Raw genomic sequence first — 16,603 nt, 5'->3', positions numbered from 1 at the left:
TTCACGAAGACAGCCTCGACAGCACGCTTGCCGCGTTCAACCCGACGGCGGCTCCAGGCGTGCGGCCTCTCTGCCCTGACAGGCGGGTCAGGATGAAGGCTTCGGCAATCTCCGCCGGCGCGGTGCGCACGAGGACCGATGCGGTGAGAAGCAGGGCCGTATGTTCGATGAAGGCACGCGCCAGGCTCTCATCGGGCAAACGGGGCCAGGCCTGCCGGTAGTTCTCCAATGCGGCCCTGTATCCGGGATAGAACTCGGCGCCGGCCTCCAGCTCCTCGGTCAGGCCGTCGTTTGAAAGCGGCTGCTTTGCCAGCGTCCTGAGCGCATCCAGGCATATGATGTTGCCCGAGCCCTCCCATATGCCGTTCAGCGGCGCCTCGCGATAGAGGAGGGGCAGGGTGCTTTCCTCCACATAGCCGCTCCCGCCGAGAACCTCCATTGCCTCCACCACAACCTGGGGACAGAGCTTGTTGGAGAGATACTTCGCCAAGGCGACACCGATGCGCGCGAACGCCCGGTCTTCGGGCCGCTTGCCGTCGGTCGCCCGCGCCATATGCAGCCCGAGCGCGAGGCTGCCTTCCAGGTCGAGGGCGAGATCCGCCAGCACTGTGCGCATCAGCGGCTGATCGATCAGCCGCTTCTGGAAGGCCGTCCGGTGCGTCACCCAGTGGTGCGCCTCGGACAGGGCCGCGCGCATGAGGCCGGCCGGCGCCATCGCCGTGTCCAGCCGCGTGTGGTGGACCATTTCGATGATCGTCGCCACGCCCCGCCCTTCTTCGCCGATCTGGAAGGCCAGCGCGCGCTCGTATTCGATTTCCGCAGAGGCGTTCGAACGGTTTCCCAGCTTGTCCTTGAGGCGCACGAGACGAATGGCGTTGCGCTCCCCCTCCAACCAGCGGGGCACGAGGAAGCAGGTCAGCCCCTTGGCGGTCTGGGCCAGCGTCAGGAAGCCGTCCGACATCGGCGCGGAGCAGAACCACTTGTGTCCCGTCAGCCGCCAGTGATCGCCGTCCCGTTCGGCCCGGGTGGTGTTGGCCCTGACATCCGAGCCGCCCTGTTTTTCGGTGAGCGCCATGCCGAGCGTCGCGCCGGTCTTCTCCGCGACCGGGCGCACGGACGGGTCGTAGCTGCGCGAGAGCAGCTTTTCCCGCCATGCGCCGATCACCGGATCGCTCGTCACCGCCAGTGCGGGAATGGCGGCATAGGTCATCGTCAACGGACAGCAGTGGCCGGGTTCGACCTGGCTTGCCAGATAGACCATGGCGGCATGTGCCAGATGGCCGTGCGGCCGCTCTTCCCACGCAACTGCCGAATAGCCCGCCGCACAGGAAACCGCCATGAAGCGATGATAGGCGGGGTGAAAACGGACCTCGTCCAGCCGCCGTCCACCACGGTCGAACTGCTGGAGTTCCGGCAGGTAGCGGTTCGCCTCGCGCGCCGCGCCGCGCATCTCTTGTGTGCCGATCAACCGGGCATATTCCGCCAGCTCATGCCGTTCGGTGTCGCCCAGGCCGATGAGATGATCCCGAAGCACGGGGTCACTGCCAAACAGATCGATATCGCCGCGCAGGGGAGGCTGGTTCTCGACCCGGTGGGTGCCAAGATCGGTTTCCGCTTCGCTCGGAGCCATTTGTGCATCTCCCCTGTGTGAGGCATATGTCGAACACTTGTCAGGCTACCGTATCATTGGACCTGCTTCCGAGTCCCCGGTCGGGCCGCTTGGGGAGGCTTCGTAATTGAAATAGCGATCTCCCGCGGCCCGGCCACTGCGCCGCTCACTCGGCAAAGCGAACGGTACTGCTCCTGGGGGGCCTCAGGCCGATGGCCGCGATCGCCGACAGGCCGACGAGAACCAGCGCCGTGATCCGGTAGGTCTCGACGTATCCAAGGGTTTCCACCAGGGGCTGGACGGCGATCGGGGAGGCAAACTGGCCGAGAAAGATGCTCGTGGTAATGGCACCGCTGGCGAGACCGCGCCGGCCGGCCGGTGCCACGTCCAGGGCCGAAGTGATGAAACCCGGCATGACCCATCCGAAACCGCCGCCGATCAATCCGACCGCGACAGTGAGGGCCGGAAGCGTCATCGCGCTCTGCAACAGCCAGAAACCGGCCGCCATGACGAGAAACCCCAGGGCCGGTGCGCCGCCCCGTCCCAAGCGCTTGCGCAGGGGCCCGAACACGAATGCCGCGCAGCCGGCGGCCAGCGGGACGGCGGCGATGACGGCACCTGACGCGGCGGGATCGGTATGGCCGATCTGGTTCAGATAGAACGGGACCTGCGTCGGCACCATGTAGAAAATCACGAAGGTGCCACCGGCCAGTGCCGCGAGGAATGTCAGCTGCGGGATCCACGTGTCGGCACCTCCGTCGTCGCTGGTTAGCCCTTCCGCCGGGTTGTCGGCGGCCGGCCGCTCCGCAGGAAAGGCGCGCCACAGGAAGGGCAGGTAGAGGAGCCCGACGGCATAGAGCGCGAAGACCAGAAAGACGTCGAACCCCGCCAGCCAGCCGGCAAAGGCGACAAAAACGAAACCGCCGAAATTCGTTGCCGCCATCTGGTAGCCCATGAAGCGGCCACGCGCCGCGCCTTGGAAGAGATCGCCGACCAGTGCGGCCTGGGACGTCATCACGAACGCCACGGCGATGCCGAGGACCAGGCGGCTGGCCAATATCAGATGCAGGTCGGGCAGCACCATTCCCGCGCTTCCCGCCAGGGAGAACAGCAACACGCCGGCAAGCAGAAGGCGCCGGCGCCCGAAGCGATCAGCCGCCATACCGGCGATGGGCGCGCAGAGCGCGACCATCAGGGCCGGAGCGGTGACCAGCAGCCGGGTGAGCAGCGCGGCGTCAGGGGTGCCCGAAAAACGCGCCTCGATGCCCGGCAGGGCGGGACTGATCGTGGCGTTCGACAGGATCGTCAGCGACGCCGCCAGCAAGAGAGCGACAGCCCTCCGGTCGCGTAAGAGGTCCATCATGCGGCCCTCCGGCCATAGGGCCGTTCGTTGCGTGCCGTCTGCAGGGCCTGCGCCCACCAGGCAAGGCTGTTGCCGAAGGTCACCATGGCGGCATCGGCGCGCTTCGCGTCGGCCGGATCCTTCAATTCGCCGTTTTCGTCGAACTTGTTGAAGGGCATGGCGAAGCTGACCGTGTCGCGCAGCGTCATGGCGTGAAGCTCGGCGAAGACAGGCCGCAGGGTCTCGGCGGCGCGGAGACCGCCCGAGATGCCGCCATAGGAGATCAGCCCCACGGGGCGGGCCTCCCATTCCGCCTTGGCCGCATCGATCAGGCTCTTCAATGGACCGGGCGCTGCGTGATTGTATTCCGGCGTGACGACCACAAACCCGTCCATGCCATCAAGCGCTTCGCACAACCGGGCCTCGGCCGCAGGATCACCAACCTGGAGCGGCAACAGCGCCGGATCGCGGGGGTCGATGATACGCACGTCGAAGCCCTGTTGTCGAAGGCGCTTCGCCGCCCAGTTGGTGATCGTGTCATTGAAACGTCCGTCGCGAATGCTGCCCTGAATCAGGCCGATCCGAAGTGAGGTGTGCATAGCAGTCTCCTTGCAATCGAAGTGAATGCCAGGAACCCTAATTGCTCAGGTTAAGTTGAGGTCAAGGAAAAAATATCGTTTAGAATCAACGAGAAAAAAATTATTTAAATTCTCTTTTCCGCGTTGGTGTCCAGGAGGCTGACCCAGGCTTGACGGCGGCGCGTTCGGGTGAGGGCGGGGGGCACGACGCCCTGGCGGTGTGCGTTCGCGCATGCAAAATTCATCATGACAATCTTTGTCATTAGATTTGACAATCTTTGCCATGAATTGATATCCTGAAAGAATGATGGAGGAAAGCACCATGGCGACTATGAACGTATCTCTTCCCGATCCGATGAAGGACTGGGTGGAAACTCGATTGAAAGATGGAAAGTTCAGCAACACAAGCGACTATGTGCGCCATCTGATCTCGCCGTGATCAGGAGCGCATCGAAGCGACCGCTGACATTCAACAGACAATAGACGAAGGGCTCTCAAGCGGCGAACCTCGCCCGTTCGATTTCAAGGAGTTCAAGGCACGCATGCGGGAGCGTCATGGCAAGCCGTAAACTCACGTATTACCTTCTTACCCCGGCAGCACAAAGCGATTTGGAAGATATCTGGCGCTATACGGCTCATGGCTGGTCCATGGAGCAGGCGGACCGTTACACAGAGGCATTGGAAGATGCCTTTGATACCATTCTGGCAATGCCCGAAATCGCGCGCGAGCGGTTGGAGTTTACCCCACCCGTCCGCATACACCCCAGCGCTCAACATACAGTTATTTACCGAATTGAAGACGATCATATCGCCATTATCCGCGTACTGGGCGGGACGCAAAACTGGACAGTGCTTCTTGAAGAATAGCGAGCCTGCCATCGCACCCGAATTTGCGCCGCCATCGCAGACAGAGAGGGCTGATCTGGACCGTCGATCGTGAATGGATGCCACACCTCTTTGTGCGCTGAACACGAGGCTGATGGTAAAATTGTCACCCGATTGGAGACGCTGGAAGATCTCGATGCCTATAGTGGTTCCGAATAGCGACGGCTCAGGGCCAATAGCGGATGGGCACAATTGCCGGCTGTCGATCGGTAGAAGGGATTTTCATGGCTGTCGATGCGCGCGCCGTGGTCGCGGCGAACAACAATGCCGATCTTTACGAAGCCGTGTTCAAATCGCACGGGGTCGGCTTTGAGCGGCTGCCTTACGCCTTTGTCGGCAAGGACGAGCCTCCGCCCTACTATTCCAATCTGACCGTGCAGTCTCCAGATCGCGCCGACGACGTTCTGTCGCTGCTCGGCGGATTGGCGGCACGGTTCAACGGAGCGCTCGGTCTGAAGGACAGTTTCTGCGAGTTGGAGCTGCACGACAAGGGCTTTGAGGTGCTGTTCGAGGCGTCCTGGATCTGGCGGGAACCGGGGAATACGCCCGGCCAGAGGGATTGGCAGCGGATTGACAATCCGCATGACCTGGAGATCTGGGAGGAGGCGTGGAACGAAACCGGGTCGCCCACCGAGCGCCGGATGTTCAACGAAGCGATGTTGAATATGCCGGACATCTGTTTCTTCGGCCTGAAGAATGACGGCAGGTTCGAAGCCGGATGCATTGGCAACAAATCCGCGGACTGTATCGGCCTTTCGAACGTTTTCTCACGCTCTTCGTCCGAAGGGGTCTTTGCCGACGCCGCGGCCATTGTCGCGACGATCGACGAGAGCCTTCCGATTGCCGGTTACGAATCCGGAATGGATCTGGAACACGCGCGCCGGGCCGGCTTTGAAACGGTCGGCGACCTGCGCATCCTTGTCGCGAAAGCTGCGGAGTTTTAGCTCCAGTCCGGCAATTGGTGTTCCGCGGTTGGACCGTCCAGAGGATCACGCCTGCAACCTCCACACTGCCCGGCTCACGCTTCCCATATTGACCCGCGTCAATGAACGGCGATGACGAGCTGCTATCTGTCATGCGGATTGCGGAGGAATGCCGAATGGTTGTCGACCGGGGCAAAGCGATGCTGTCGGTGTTTGGATTGTGGGCCGTCTGGACGCTGGTCACCTGGATATTCGAAGGGCGCGTTGACACGCTGCTCCGGCCGGATGCCGTGCTGGACCGGCTCGTTTACACGGGTGTTGCGAATATCCTTGTCGGGATACTCGGCTCCGCGTTGCTGCTGGGCCTTCTGGTCCGCAGAAGCCGGCTACGAAGAGATCGCATGGGATTCGGATCGCCGGTTCGAACGCTGGTTTGGCTGCCCATCGGGATTGCACTCGGTCTCGCGCTCTACGTCGGGCAAGGGGCTCCGACGGCGCATCCCACCGTCATTCTCAACGCCTATGCCCAGGTTCTGGTCGTCTCGATGGCCGAGGTGCTTGTGTGCTGGGCTGTTGTAGCAGGTACGCTCTGCCAGTCGACAGGGCTTGGGGGCAGGCTGGCGATACCACTCGCGGCCATTGTCGCGAGTGTTCTGTTCGGCCTCTATCACTTCGCACACAGCCCACCGTTCAACACGGTTGCGATGGTCGGTTTCCTTGCGGGCATCGGATTGCTGACGAGCGCTTTTTTCTTTCTCTCCCGCGATGTCTACGCGACCATCGCCTTTCACAATTTCCTTGGCGTCTTCGGCGTTCTGCAGGCCCTGATCGCGCAGGAAAAGCTGGCCGCCTATGAGACGCTTCAGGGTCCGTTGCTCGCAACGGCACTTGCCGCACTCAGCGTTCTGGTGCTCGCCGATGTCTTTTTCGTCCGGCGAAACATCGCGGCTCACTTGTCATCCGCATAGCCCCGCAGAACGTTGTATTTCCGGATTTGCTCCTGTGTGAGCAGACCCGGCGTTGCAAGGTGCCGGGACAGATGGATGAAGCGCAGGTCGGTACGGGCTGATCCGGCTGCCTCCAGCAGGCGCTGCAGAAGCTCCGGCTTGATATCGCCGGATTCGAAGGCGCCGCTGAGCGCGGCTTCGGCGGCGATCAGCCGCTCGCCCGCGGCAATGGCCTTAACTCGCATGTCCTCGTAGAGGGCCTCGACTTTTTCCACTTGTTCCGCTGTCAGGCCGATCTCTTCCTTGAGGGTCAAGAGATGTGCGGGCCCGGGAAGGCCGTTCAGTTCGGCCGGAAGCGCCAGTCCCCAGCCGCCGCCGCGGCGCAGTTCTTCAATATCCTCCGGCGACAGGCTCTTGATATCGCGCGTCTGAAGCCCGGAATAGGGTGCACCGGCATTCTTGTGGCTGTGCTCGTGACCATGGCCCTGCGCCAGGGCCCCACCCGCGGGGAGAAGCGAGAGGGCGCAGGACAAAGCGGCGGCTGTCAGTGTCGGTCTCATGATGCGAGCTCCCGTTGGTTTCGGTGCGAAGGTGATGGCATATCGCCGCGACCGATCATATGATTGCAATCATGTCGGCTGATTTTTCCGAACTCTTCGAAGGCGGTGTTGACCTAGCGCTGGCAAAAGACCGGGCCGTGTTCCGCTCAGGCGATCCTGTCCGGAGCGCCTACCTGGTGGTGGCCGGGCAGATCGACCTGGTGCGCCATTCCGGCGAGGGCGCGCGCATGATCCTGCACAGAAGCCGATCGGGGCAGGTCGTCGCCGAGGCGTCTGTTTACGAGAGGAGCTATCACTGCGACGGGTTTGCAAAGGAAACGGCGAGTTTGCTGGCGATCCCGGTTACCGTCTTCCGGGACCGTCTCGGCGCGAATGCGGACCTCTCCGAGAGATGGGCCGCGCACCTGGCCCACAGCCTGCAAGGCGCGCGGATGCAGGCGGAGATCAGGACGCTGCGCACCGTGAGCGAGCGGCTCGATGCCTGGCTGGCGGATGCGCGGGATCTGCCGCCGAAGGGAGAATGGCAGGATCTCGCCCAGCTTCTTGGCGTTACCCGGGAAGCGCTCTATCGGGAACTCGCAAGACGGAGGCCGTGATGGGGTGCTCGTTGGGATTTCCAGTGAGCACCTCCTGCAGCGTCCGATTCTACTCGGCAGGTTCGACGCATTTGTGCCGCGCCTTCGCAATCGGTTCCTGGCTGTCGAGGTGGAGCGCAAAGCCGGTCGCTCCAGGCGGAGCCAGTTCTGGCCGCAGGCGCATGCTGGGGATCAGATAGTCGCCGCCATTCTGACGTCGATACGGGATCGGCGAGGTCGTCGCCAGCGTTTGCAGCCGCTTGCGCAGCCGTGAAGCGACCTCATCGAAGCCGCGTTGGTCCAGGCGGTCGACCTTGTAGGCCACGAAGGGAGGAAGCACATCATATCCGGGATAATAGAGTATGCCGTGATTAATCGGGAACAGCAGGTCGTCGATCGGGCCGTTGATCCCCCGGTCGGAATAATGCTCCTCCCAGCCGCCGGCCGTCACGATCAGCATGGCGCGCTTGCCGGCAAGAACGCCTTCACCATAGCGGTCACCCCACCGCTGATCGCTGTGTTCTCCGACGCCATAGCCGAATCCGTAGGCATAGACGCGGTCTACCCAGCCCTTGAGGATTGCCGGCATCGAGAACCACCAGAGTGGAAACTGAAGGATGAGGACGTCGGCCCAGAGCATTTTCTCCTGCTCGGCTTTGACGTCCTCGGTCAGGGCGCCTGCCGCAAACGCTTCGCTTGATGCCTGGGCCACCATCAGCTGCGCATCCGGCGCCAAGGGTGGAAAGTCGGCCCGATCGACCTCGGATTTCCAGCCCATGGCATAGAGGTCCGACATCTGCACCTCGTGGCCCAGGGCTTCGAGTTCTTTCAAGGCCTCGTCACGGAGTGCGCCGTTCAGGGAGCGGGGTTCGGGATGAGCATAGACAAGCAGAACCTTCATCGGGTCAGTCTCCTTTGATGAGCATCTGCCCTATAGCTAGCCAGGGTTTCGGCAATCCGGTAGAGATGAGGAATGTATATGATTGTGCCGAAAAATGGATAAGACCGGAGTTTCGCTGGAGCGAATGCTGTCCTTCGTCCGCGTGGCGGAGCGGGGCAGTCTGTCGGCAGTTGCGCGCGAATTCGGCGTCGGCCAGTCGACTGTCTCCCGGCACCTGCGCGAGCTTGAGGACGCGGTCGGCGTCCCGCTCCTCAGCCGGACCACCCGGCGCGTGACGCTGACCGATGAGGGCAGAAGTTATTATGCCAAATGCGTGCAGATACTGCGCCTTGTGGACCAGGCCGGTGAAGAGGCGAACAGCACGCGCGGCGCTCCGGCCGGAACGGTGCGGGTCTCCTGTACAGCGGCATTCGGCGTCATGCATCTCACCCGGCTGATCTTCGCATTTCAGGATCGGTATCCGGATATCGGCACCGACCTCAGTCTCACAGACGAGCGTATCGACCTGGTCGGGGAGGGGGTGGATATCGCACTTCGCCTTGGCCCGCTCACGGACAGTTCCATGAAGCTGAAGTCACTGGGGCAATCGCGGCGTCTGCTGGTGGCCGCCCCGGCTTACCTTGACAAACGGACGCGGCCGACCGTCCCGCAGGATCTTGCCGCTCACGAGAGTGTCCGGATGTCGAATGTCGCGGGAAGCAGCAGGTTCGTTTTGCAAGGACCGGAGGGAGAGCCTCACGACGTGCAAATCGCCGGACGATTTCGCGTCGATCACGGGCTCGCCGCGCGCGAAGCTCTGCTTGCCGGGCGCGGCATCGGCGTTGCCCATCAGTGGCTGGTCGACGACCTGCTGACGGCCGGCAGGCTGGAGCAGATCCTGCCGGACTATTCGCTGCCGACTGTGCCGCTCAGCATGCTGATCGTGCCGGGACGCGCCGATATCGGCAGGGTCCGCCTGCTGATCGATTTCCTTGCCGAGCAAATTGCCGCCATTTCGGGAATGTCCCAGCTCAGATGATGGATTGGCTTGCGCCACGCCGCCCGACTTTGGCTTCAGTTGGATTGTCCGAGCGAGCGATCCGGCCTCAGGTTCCCGCAATCCGCAGGCCGTCATCGCCGAAGAGATGCAGATCCTTCGCTTCGAAGGTGAGGTGGACCTCGTCGCCATAGGCGAGCGCATGCTGGCCCTGCAGGACGGCCAGCAGCAGCTCTCCGGTCCGGGTCCGGGCCCGGATGACGGTTTCCGACCCCAGGGCCTCGATGAGATCGATGGTCACGGTGATGCTTTCTTCGCCTTCGCCCGCAAGGCGGATGTGCTGCGGCCGGACGCCGATGGTGATCTCCTGGCCGCCTTCGGCGTCTTCCGCCGTGCGGGGGACCGTCAGGGTCTCCTCGCCAAGCACCGTCACCGTGGTTCCCTCACCGGAAACCGCGGTGATCCTGCCGGGAAGGAAATTCATGCTCGGCGCACCGATGAAGCCGGCGACAAACCGGTTGGCGGGCCTGTTGTAAAGCTCCAGCGGTGTGCCGACCTGCTCGATCCTGCCGCCGCGCAGCACCACGATGCGGTTGGCGAGGGTCATCGCCTCCACCTGGTCGTGGGTCACGTAGATCATCGTGGTCTTCAGCCGCTGATGCAGCGCGGAAAGCTCGGCGCGCATGGAGATGCGCAATTCGGCATCGAGATTGGAGAGCGGCTCGTCGAGGAGGAAGGCGGTCGGGTTGCGCACGATCGCCCGGCCGATCGCCACCCGCTGGCGCTGGCCGCCGGAGAGCTGGCCGGGCCGGCGGTGCAGATAGTCGCCGATCTCCAGCATGCGCGCCGCTTCGGCGATCCGGTTCTCGATCTCGGCCTTGGGCATGCGCGCGTTTTCCAGCCCGAAGGCCAGGTTCTGCTTCACGCTCATATGCGGATAGAGCGCATAGGACTGGAAGACCATGGCAAGGCCCCGGTCCGCGGCCGGCACGTCGTTGACCCGTTTGCCGTCGATCGCGATTTCGCCGCTGTTCGGTTTGTCGAGACCGGCGATCTGGCGCAGCAGGGTGGACTTGCCGCAGCCGGAGGGGCCGACGAAAACGACGAACTCTCCGTCCTGAATGTCCAGGTCGATGCCATGCAGCACGTGGACCGAACCGAAGGATTTGGTGACTTTATCAAGTGTTATCCGGCCCATGCCGAACTCCTTACTTCAATCCGGATGTAGCGATTCCGCGCGTGATGAAGCGCTGCAGAAAGACGAAGACGAGAATGACGGGAATCATGGTGACGACCGTCATGGCCAGGATGTAGTGCCACTGCACATTGAGCTGGCCGGCATAGACATTAAGGCCCACCTGCAGGGTGTAGAGCGAGGAGCGGCTGAGGACGATCAGCGGCCAGAGGAAATCGTTCCAGCGCCAGACGACCGAGAAGATCGCCAGGACGGCCAGGGCAGGGGCGGCCAGCGGCAGGACGATCCGCCAGTAGATCTGCCATTCCGACGCCTTGTCCATGCGCGCGGCATCGATCAGCTCGTCGGGAATGGTCAGCATGTACTGGCGCAGCAGGAAGACGCCGGTCGGTGTCGCCACGGTTGGAAGGATGACGCCCCACAGGCTGTTGAAGAGGCCGAGCGTGGAAATGATCGAATAGAGCGGCACCATGATCACGCCGAGCGGCACCATCAGGGTTCCGACGATGATGATCAGGATGAGGCTCTGGCCCCTGAACTGGTATTTGGACAGCGCGAAGGCGGCCATGGAGTTGATGGCGAGCGTGATGACCGTGGCCATCACCGTCACGAAGACCGAGTTCCACAGGTAGCGCAGGAAATCGAACTGCATGAAGGGCTTTGAGTAGTTCGACGTGGCGAATTCCACCATCTCGACCGGTTCTCGGTCCTGGATATTGACCTTCACCACGGTCTCGGGGTCTTCCGGGTCGATCATCTGTGCAATGATGCCGATCCGGCGTTTTTCGGCCATGACGGCGGTCGACCCGTCGGGCAGGGTCACTTCGTAGAGCGGCAGGGGCTTGTCGAAGCCGTCGACCTGGACTTCCTGGGTCACGTAGGGCAGCAGCGAGGGCGGGAACTTCGACAGGGCCGCGGGCGACTTGAACGAGGACAGCGCCAGCCAGACCGCTGGCCCGAACATAATGATCAGCCCACCGATCAGCCACACCCAGGTGACGATGTCGGTCCAGTGCCAGCGGTCGCCGCCGCGTCGGCGGGTCAGAAACCTGATGACGCCGGGCATCAGTTCGCTCCCTTCTTCTCGTTGCGGCGCGCGGCCGCCATCTGCAGCAGGGTGAGCACGATCAGCACGGCGCCCATGAGAATGGAGGCTGCCGCCGCCAGGCCCGGATTGCGCAGCTCGGATGCAAAGCCCATCTCGTAGATATACTGGACGATATACATGGTGCTCGTGCCCGGCCCGCCGCCGGTCAGCACGAAGACCTCGTCGAAGACCTGAACGGCGCGAATGAGAGCCAGCACCAGCACCACCAGAAGGTTCGGCATCAGGAGCGGCATCGTGATCCGCCAGAACACGCGGGAGCGGGGCGTACCGTCCATTTCCGCGGCTTCGTAGAGATCTTTCGGAATGGCCTGGAGGCCTGCCAGCAGGATGAGGGTGTAGAACCCCATATGCGCCCAGATGGACACGCCGATCGTTGCGGCGAAGGCCGCGGTCCGGTCGACCAGCCAGTTGAACTGGTCGGCACCGAAGAGTTCAAAGAGAATGGCGTTCAGGAGCCCGTCGCGCTGCAGGATCCAGCGCCAGATGAGACCGACGACGACCGGTGACAGCAGGACCGGGAAGAAGAACACCGCCCGCCAGAAGCTGCGGCCGATGATTTCGCGGTTGAGGATCACGGCGGTGATCAGCGACACGGCGATGAGTAGCGCCACCTGAAGGACAACGAACATTGCCGTGTTCTGCGCTGCGGTCCAGAAGCCGTCCTGCTTGCACGTGGCCGGCTCCAGATAGTCGGCGCAGGAGAAGATCTCCTTGTACTGATAGGCGCCGACGAAATCGCGTTGATTGAGGAAGATCTCGATGCCGCCGGTCATCGAGTAGACGAAGTTGATGACGAAGGGCACCAGCACGAAGATGGTGAACACCGCCATGTTCGGCAGAATGAAGAACGCTGCCATGCCGGTCTGGCCGCCCACCCGCTGCAGGGCGCGCAAGGGAATGTCGATCAGCCCCATGACCGGACGGATCACGGCAAAGGACAAACCGCTTAGCGTGTATCGTTGCCTGCTTGAGTCTGCGCTCATACGGCCCCCTTCCCAGATCAACCGGAATGCAGAAAAGTTGATCACCATCAAAGCTCTGGAATATCTCGTCCGCAGACTGCCGGACGCGACATGTTCCGGGAAACCGGCGCTTCGGGCGCCGGTTTCCGCCGTTCCTTGTCAGGCGTTGGTTATTGCGCCTGCTTGACCTTGTCGGCCATGTCGGAGTCGATGCGCGCGTAGGCATCCTCAAGCGTCAACTCGCCGGCGATGACCTGGCTGACACGCGAGACGAGGGCACTGTAGTAGGGGCCGGCCCACTTCCAGGCCGGAAGGGCCTGGGCTTCCGGAGCCGTCGTCTCCGTTGCGGCAACGAATGTGTTGAGCACGTCCTTGACCGCCTGGCTGTCAGTATCGAAGTCCAGGCCGCCGGCAATCACTTCCTTGTTCGCCGGCAGGAACAGCGTGCGTTCGGCGAATTCCTTGGCGACCGGAGTGGAGGCCAGATATTCCATTACCTTGGCGACTTCTTCCGGGTTCTTGGTGTCCTTGATGGCGACGACAGCGGCACCGCCGGGCATGCCCGTGCAGGCTTCCGGACCGCAGGGGCTGCCGGTCGCCACCCAGTCGAACGCACCGTCGATCTTGGTGTCGAGGTTCGCAACCTGCCACGAGCCGGAATAGTAGAACGCAGTCTGGGCGTTGATGAAATCGTCCGTCGCCGGACGGTAGGTCGTGCCGGCGGCCGAAACCCAGACGTCCTTTGCGTGCGAACCGTCTTCGTTCCACTTGACGAAATCGGCGATGAAAGCCTTCATGCCGTCGTCGACCGGGTTGGGCATGCCGTCTTCACCGATGAACTTCGCGCCATAGGAAATGGCAGGTCCCGCGATCCGGTGCCCGGACCGGTCGATTGCGAAGGCGAAGGGAAGCTGCTGGCTCTCGGCAACCTTGCTGGAGGCTTCCACCCACTCCGCCCAGGTTGCGTCATTGCCGGGAAGCTCGACGCCGGCCTGTTCGAACAGGGTCTTGTTGGCAAAGCCGCCTGTCAGCGTGATCTGGGTCATGAAGCCGGTGATGGCATCGGACCCATCCACCCGCATCCAGTCCGCCTGAGCGCCGTAATTCTTCTTCCAGGTTTCCGGATCGGAAAGATAGGGGGTCAGGTCCAGCCAGTATTCGGCCAGGTTCTTGATGTCGGTGACACGGGCGATATCCGGACCGTTGCCGCCGGCAAGCTGAACCGGAAGCTGTTCCTTGATCACCGAATAGGCCACTTCGTCGACGATGACGTTGATGCCGGGATTTTCTTCCGAAAAGCGGCTGAGCAGGTCCTTGAGGACTTCGCCCTCGACCCCGTCGGAATACCACATGATGCGGACATCGCCGGCCAGGGCCGTTGTCGTGGTCAGCAGCGCCAGACCGGCGGCCGCGAGAATCGTCTTGCTGTTCATTGTCAATCTCCTCCTCTTTCGTTGGACGGTTCCCCGTCACTCAAAGCCGGCACGGACCTCTTCCCATTCCGTGCCGCAAACCTATCCGCGGCGACCGAGCGGCCCGAGCGGAAGCTCGGCCGCATGGCCTTCGACGCTCCACTGAGACGGATCGATGACGCGTCCTTCTGCGGCAACTCTGCCGTCACCATAAAGCGTTACCGGGCCATAGTCAGGATCAACCAGGACAAATGTATCCGCGTCCCCTTCGGTGACGGTCAAGCCGCTGAACCTGGATGCAAATTCCTCATCCGAACCCTCGTTTTGTGTAGCGCCCAGCCGGACGATCCACATACCCTTGCGCCCGGCAAGCCGGATCTCGTTTCCGGCGGTCGGTCCCTCTTCGACCAGCGTCAGCGGACCGCTGCCCTTCAGCATCAGCAGCCCCTTGCCGGAACGGGCAATCGCCAGATCTCCCTCGACGCTGGACGCATCGAACACCTGGCGCGGGAACCATGCATGGGTGAAGTCCGGCTGTTCCTCGCCGCAGGCGAACATCATCACCGCCAGGCCGCGATAGTGCCACAGGCGCGGCAGGCTGCCGGATCCGCCCCAGTAGGACGGGCGGCCATAGCCGGAATGGATCGTTTCGCCCGGATGGTTGACCCAGACCTGCGCGTCCGGGTCGGTCCCGAGCCGGAGATGCAGAACCGTCTCCTGGTAACCCCACTCGTTCCAGCGGTAATGCGCGGCCGTGCCGATGGAATAGGCGCCGGTCTTGTAGTGATAGAGCCGCGCAATCCGGTCCTGGCCCTGGGCAAAGCACCACTCCTGTGCGGTGTCCTTCTGCCAGTCGGCGATGTCCGCGAGATCGGCCGGAATGTCCAGCCCGTGATCGCGCAGGCAGAGCGCCATCTGCGGCAGGGCGTGAACCCGCCGGCCGAAATTGCCATTGCCCCAGATCAGCCGGGCGATGCCCGACAGTTCCAGCGATCCGGCAGCGCGCAGCGTATGCTCGTAGGAGCGGCCCTGGGCGCCGGTCAGGATGCCGTGATGGGCGGAGCGGGCAACGATCGTTATCAGGCGCCGGATTGCCGTGGTTGCCCGTGTCCGGACGTCCTGGTCCGGTGCCAGCGCGGAAAGCGCGGTCAGACCCTTGAGGTCGATGGGGAAATAGGGCGCGGAGTTGAACTCCGCCATTTCCCATTTCTCGAAATGGTCGAGCCAGGCGCGCACCCGCTCAAGGCCCGTGGCCGACTGTTCCTTGCCAAGCCGGCCGGAACGTACGAACCGGGCTTCGGGATGAAGGGCCCCGGCGAGATAGGCGGCGGTGTGGAACAGGAGCGCATGGTTTTCCGAGAAGTACCACTGCACGTCATTGCCCGGTTCATCCATCCAGTAGCGGTAGGAGAGAATGGCCTCGTCGATCTTCGCGACGACCTCGGGTGCGATGTCGTCCTTGTAGATCCACCGGCACCAGAGCAGCGGCACCAGCGCGAAATCCGCACAGTCGTGGCAGTCCATGATCGTCGGCAGGGTGTCCGCGATCATCCTGTCGGTCTCGGCGCCGAAGCGGCCGGACCCCAGGCGGGCGAGGGCGGTGACGTTGTCCGGCTCGCCATAATCGGAAATCTCGTCGAGCGCTTCGCGGATGCGGTCCTTTAGAGCCTCGGGGGCCTTGCCCTGACGCTCCGCATGGCAGATTTCGACGCCGAAAACCCGCGAGGCCGTGAAGTCTCCGACGCTGAGATCGACATGGAAATGGCGGAAATCGGAGGGCAGGGCTTCGGTCTTCCCGACCATCACCCGCGTCTCGCCCGCTTCCAGGCGGCGCTCAACCCGCATGGGTTCTTCCCGGGACATGAAATCGCCGGCGATCGTGACGCGAGCCGTGGCGCCGGCGGAGATCGGTGCGGATGTGGTCAGCGCCACTTCGCCCGACCGGTAGGCCGGCTTTTCGAAATGCATGCGGTCGAGGGCGGCTTCCAGTTCCGCCGCCGTTTTCGCCTCAACCGGCACGGGCAGGGCCTGCTCGACCATAGGTCCGGATACATAGTCCAGTTGGAAGAAATAGCGCGCGTCGCGTTCGGCGAGATCGTCGAAGAAGATCATGATCTCGTTCGCGCCGGCTGCCAGCTCGACCTTGAACTCCTGCTTGGCTTCCAGGTTGCGGACATAATCCGCCATCCAGCCGATCTCCCGGCCGTTGATGAAGATGACTGCGCCGCCGCAAGTGCCGAGGCGGAGCACCGCCTCGCCCGCGCTTTTTGCCGAAACCACGGTGCGGGCCCAGGTGTCGATCACCGTCGGGCGGAACCAGAAGCCGGAGAGGTCGACCCGGGGCGAGCCGAAGGGCAGCCAGAAGCGCGATAGAGCGAAGCTCCCCTTGACCTGCGGGCGCTTGCCGCGCCGCTCTTTGGCAAAGGCCGTGCGGCACGGATATTCGTGCGGAATGAAGTTCTTGTGCTTGGTCAGGAAGAAGAAGGGATCCATTTCCCCCTTCATCGGCTGATCCGGCACGTCGTAGCGCTCTTCACCGGTTGTGCCGAGCTGCCAGTAGGTAATCTGCCCGCCGGCTTTGAGCGGACGATGGAGATAATCGCGATCTGATATCGGTGTCACGGTCATGT

At 62.9% G+C, this 16,603-nt stretch carries 16 protein-coding genes and 1 pseudogene; 6 read left to right on the top strand and 11 right to left on the bottom strand.

Annotated elements, in window-relative coordinates; all coding sequences use genetic code 11:
- Window position 1: 1 nt before the first annotated feature.
- The 4 genes from ON753_RS03725 to ON753_RS03710 form a co-directional block, all read right to left on the bottom strand.
- On the bottom strand, window positions 2–1,630 hold the full coding sequence (locus ON753_RS03725; RefSeq protein WP_265961213.1) for an acyl-CoA dehydrogenase family protein: 1,629 nt from the start codon (window positions 1,628–1,630) through the stop codon (window positions 2–4).
- Between the two features lie 145 nt (window positions 1,631–1,775).
- Window positions 1,776–2,972 carry an MFS transporter gene (locus ON753_RS03720; protein WP_265961212.1) on the bottom strand — a complete coding sequence of 399 codons (1,197 nt, stop codon included), beginning with the start codon at window positions 2,970–2,972 and terminating at the stop codon, window positions 1,776–1,778.
- The gene (locus ON753_RS03715) at window positions 2,969–3,550 is read right to left on the bottom strand and encodes an NADPH-dependent FMN reductase (protein ID WP_265961211.1); all 582 of its coding nucleotides are present in this window, start codon (window positions 3,548–3,550) and stop codon (window positions 2,969–2,971) included. The genes ON753_RS03720 and ON753_RS03715 overlap by 4 nt, the downstream gene beginning before the upstream one ends.
- Before the next feature lie 45 nt (window positions 3,551–3,595).
- Window positions 3,596–3,814 carry a hypothetical protein gene (locus tag ON753_RS03710; RefSeq protein ID WP_265961210.1) on the bottom strand — a complete coding sequence of 73 codons (219 nt, stop codon included), beginning with the start codon at window positions 3,812–3,814 and terminating at the stop codon, window positions 3,596–3,598.
- Between the two features lie 37 nt (window positions 3,815–3,851).
- Here ON753_RS03710 and ON753_RS03705 point away from each other — a divergent pair.
- The 4 genes and pseudogenes from ON753_RS03705 to ON753_RS03690 all read left to right on the top strand — a co-directional run bounded on the left by ON753_RS03705 (window position 3,852) and on the right by ON753_RS03690 (window position 6,305).
- A pseudogene (locus ON753_RS03705) lies at window positions 3,852–4,098 on the top strand (type II toxin-antitoxin system ParD family antitoxin).
- Window positions 4,085–4,396 (top strand): type II toxin-antitoxin system RelE/ParE family toxin, encoded by a 312-nt coding sequence (locus tag ON753_RS03700; RefSeq protein WP_265961209.1) that lies wholly within the window; start codon window positions 4,085–4,087, stop codon window positions 4,394–4,396. Before ON753_RS03705 ends, ON753_RS03700 begins: the two are co-directional and overlap by 14 nt.
- 242 nt (window positions 4,397–4,638) lie before the next feature.
- Entirely contained in the window at window positions 4,639–5,358 is a 720-nt protein-coding gene (locus ON753_RS03695) for a hypothetical protein (protein WP_265961208.1), read from the top strand.
- Window positions 5,359–5,513: 155 nt separating this feature from the next.
- Window positions 5,514–6,305: a hypothetical protein gene (locus ON753_RS03690; protein ID WP_265961207.1), complete on the top strand. Its 792-nt coding sequence runs from the start codon at window positions 5,514–5,516 to the stop codon at window positions 6,303–6,305.
- Here ON753_RS03690 and ON753_RS03685 read toward each other — a convergent pair.
- Window positions 6,287–6,844, bottom strand: a complete 558-nt coding sequence (locus ON753_RS03685; RefSeq protein ID WP_265961206.1) for a hypothetical protein — start codon at window positions 6,842–6,844, stop codon at window positions 6,287–6,289. The two genes, ON753_RS03690 and ON753_RS03685, sit on opposite strands and share 19 nt — an antisense overlap.
- A gap of 71 nt (window positions 6,845–6,915) precedes the next feature.
- On the opposite strand from ON753_RS03685, the gene ON753_RS03680 reads away from it, so the two are divergent.
- Window positions 6,916–7,440, top strand: coding sequence for a Crp/Fnr family transcriptional regulator (locus ON753_RS03680; protein WP_265961205.1), 525 nt, complete (start codon window positions 6,916–6,918; stop codon window positions 7,438–7,440).
- A 49-nt stretch (window positions 7,441–7,489) separates the two neighbouring features.
- Here the strand turns inward: ON753_RS03680 and ON753_RS03675 are convergent, their stop codons facing one another.
- Window positions 7,490–8,320 (bottom strand): NAD(P)H-dependent oxidoreductase, encoded by an 831-nt coding sequence (locus tag ON753_RS03675; RefSeq protein WP_265961204.1) that lies wholly within the window; start codon window positions 8,318–8,320, stop codon window positions 7,490–7,492.
- Window positions 8,321–8,414: 94 nt separating this feature from the next.
- Here ON753_RS03675 and ON753_RS03670 point away from each other — a divergent pair, with 94 nt between their 5' ends.
- Entirely contained in the window at window positions 8,415–9,338 is a 924-nt protein-coding gene (locus tag ON753_RS03670) for a LysR family transcriptional regulator (protein ID WP_265961203.1), read from the top strand.
- A gap of 67 nt (window positions 9,339–9,405) precedes the next feature.
- Here ON753_RS03670 and ON753_RS03665 read toward each other — a convergent pair whose 3' ends face one another.
- The 5 genes from ON753_RS03665 to ON753_RS03645 form a co-directional block, all read right to left on the bottom strand.
- Window positions 9,406–10,494, bottom strand: a complete 1,089-nt coding sequence (locus ON753_RS03665) for an ABC transporter ATP-binding protein (protein ID WP_265961202.1) — start codon at window positions 10,492–10,494, stop codon at window positions 9,406–9,408.
- Between the two features lie 10 nt (window positions 10,495–10,504).
- Window positions 10,505–11,557 (bottom strand): carbohydrate ABC transporter permease, encoded by a 1,053-nt coding sequence (locus ON753_RS03660; protein WP_265961201.1) that lies wholly within the window; start codon window positions 11,555–11,557, stop codon window positions 10,505–10,507.
- The gene (locus tag ON753_RS03655) at window positions 11,557–12,582 is read right to left on the bottom strand and encodes a carbohydrate ABC transporter permease (protein ID WP_265961200.1); all 1,026 of its coding nucleotides are present in this window, start codon (window positions 12,580–12,582) and stop codon (window positions 11,557–11,559) included. The genes ON753_RS03660 and ON753_RS03655 overlap by 1 nt, the downstream gene beginning before the upstream one ends.
- 149 nt (window positions 12,583–12,731) lie before the next feature.
- Entirely contained in the window at window positions 12,732–13,994 is a 1,263-nt protein-coding gene (locus ON753_RS03650; protein ID WP_265961199.1) for an ABC transporter substrate-binding protein, read from the bottom strand.
- An 81-nt stretch (window positions 13,995–14,075) separates the two neighbouring features.
- Window positions 14,076–16,601, bottom strand: coding sequence for a hypothetical protein (locus tag ON753_RS03645; protein WP_265961198.1), 2,526 nt, complete (start codon window positions 16,599–16,601; stop codon window positions 14,076–14,078).
- Between the last annotated feature and the right edge of the window lie 2 nt (window positions 16,602–16,603).

The sequence above is a fragment of the Roseibium salinum genome (assembly GCF_026240905.1).
In the GTDB taxonomy this organism is placed as follows: Bacteria; Pseudomonadota; Alphaproteobacteria; order Rhizobiales; family Stappiaceae; genus Roseibium; species Roseibium salinum.
Note: the sequence above shows the minus strand (reverse complement) of the source record. Positions and strands in the feature narration are given on the sequence as shown.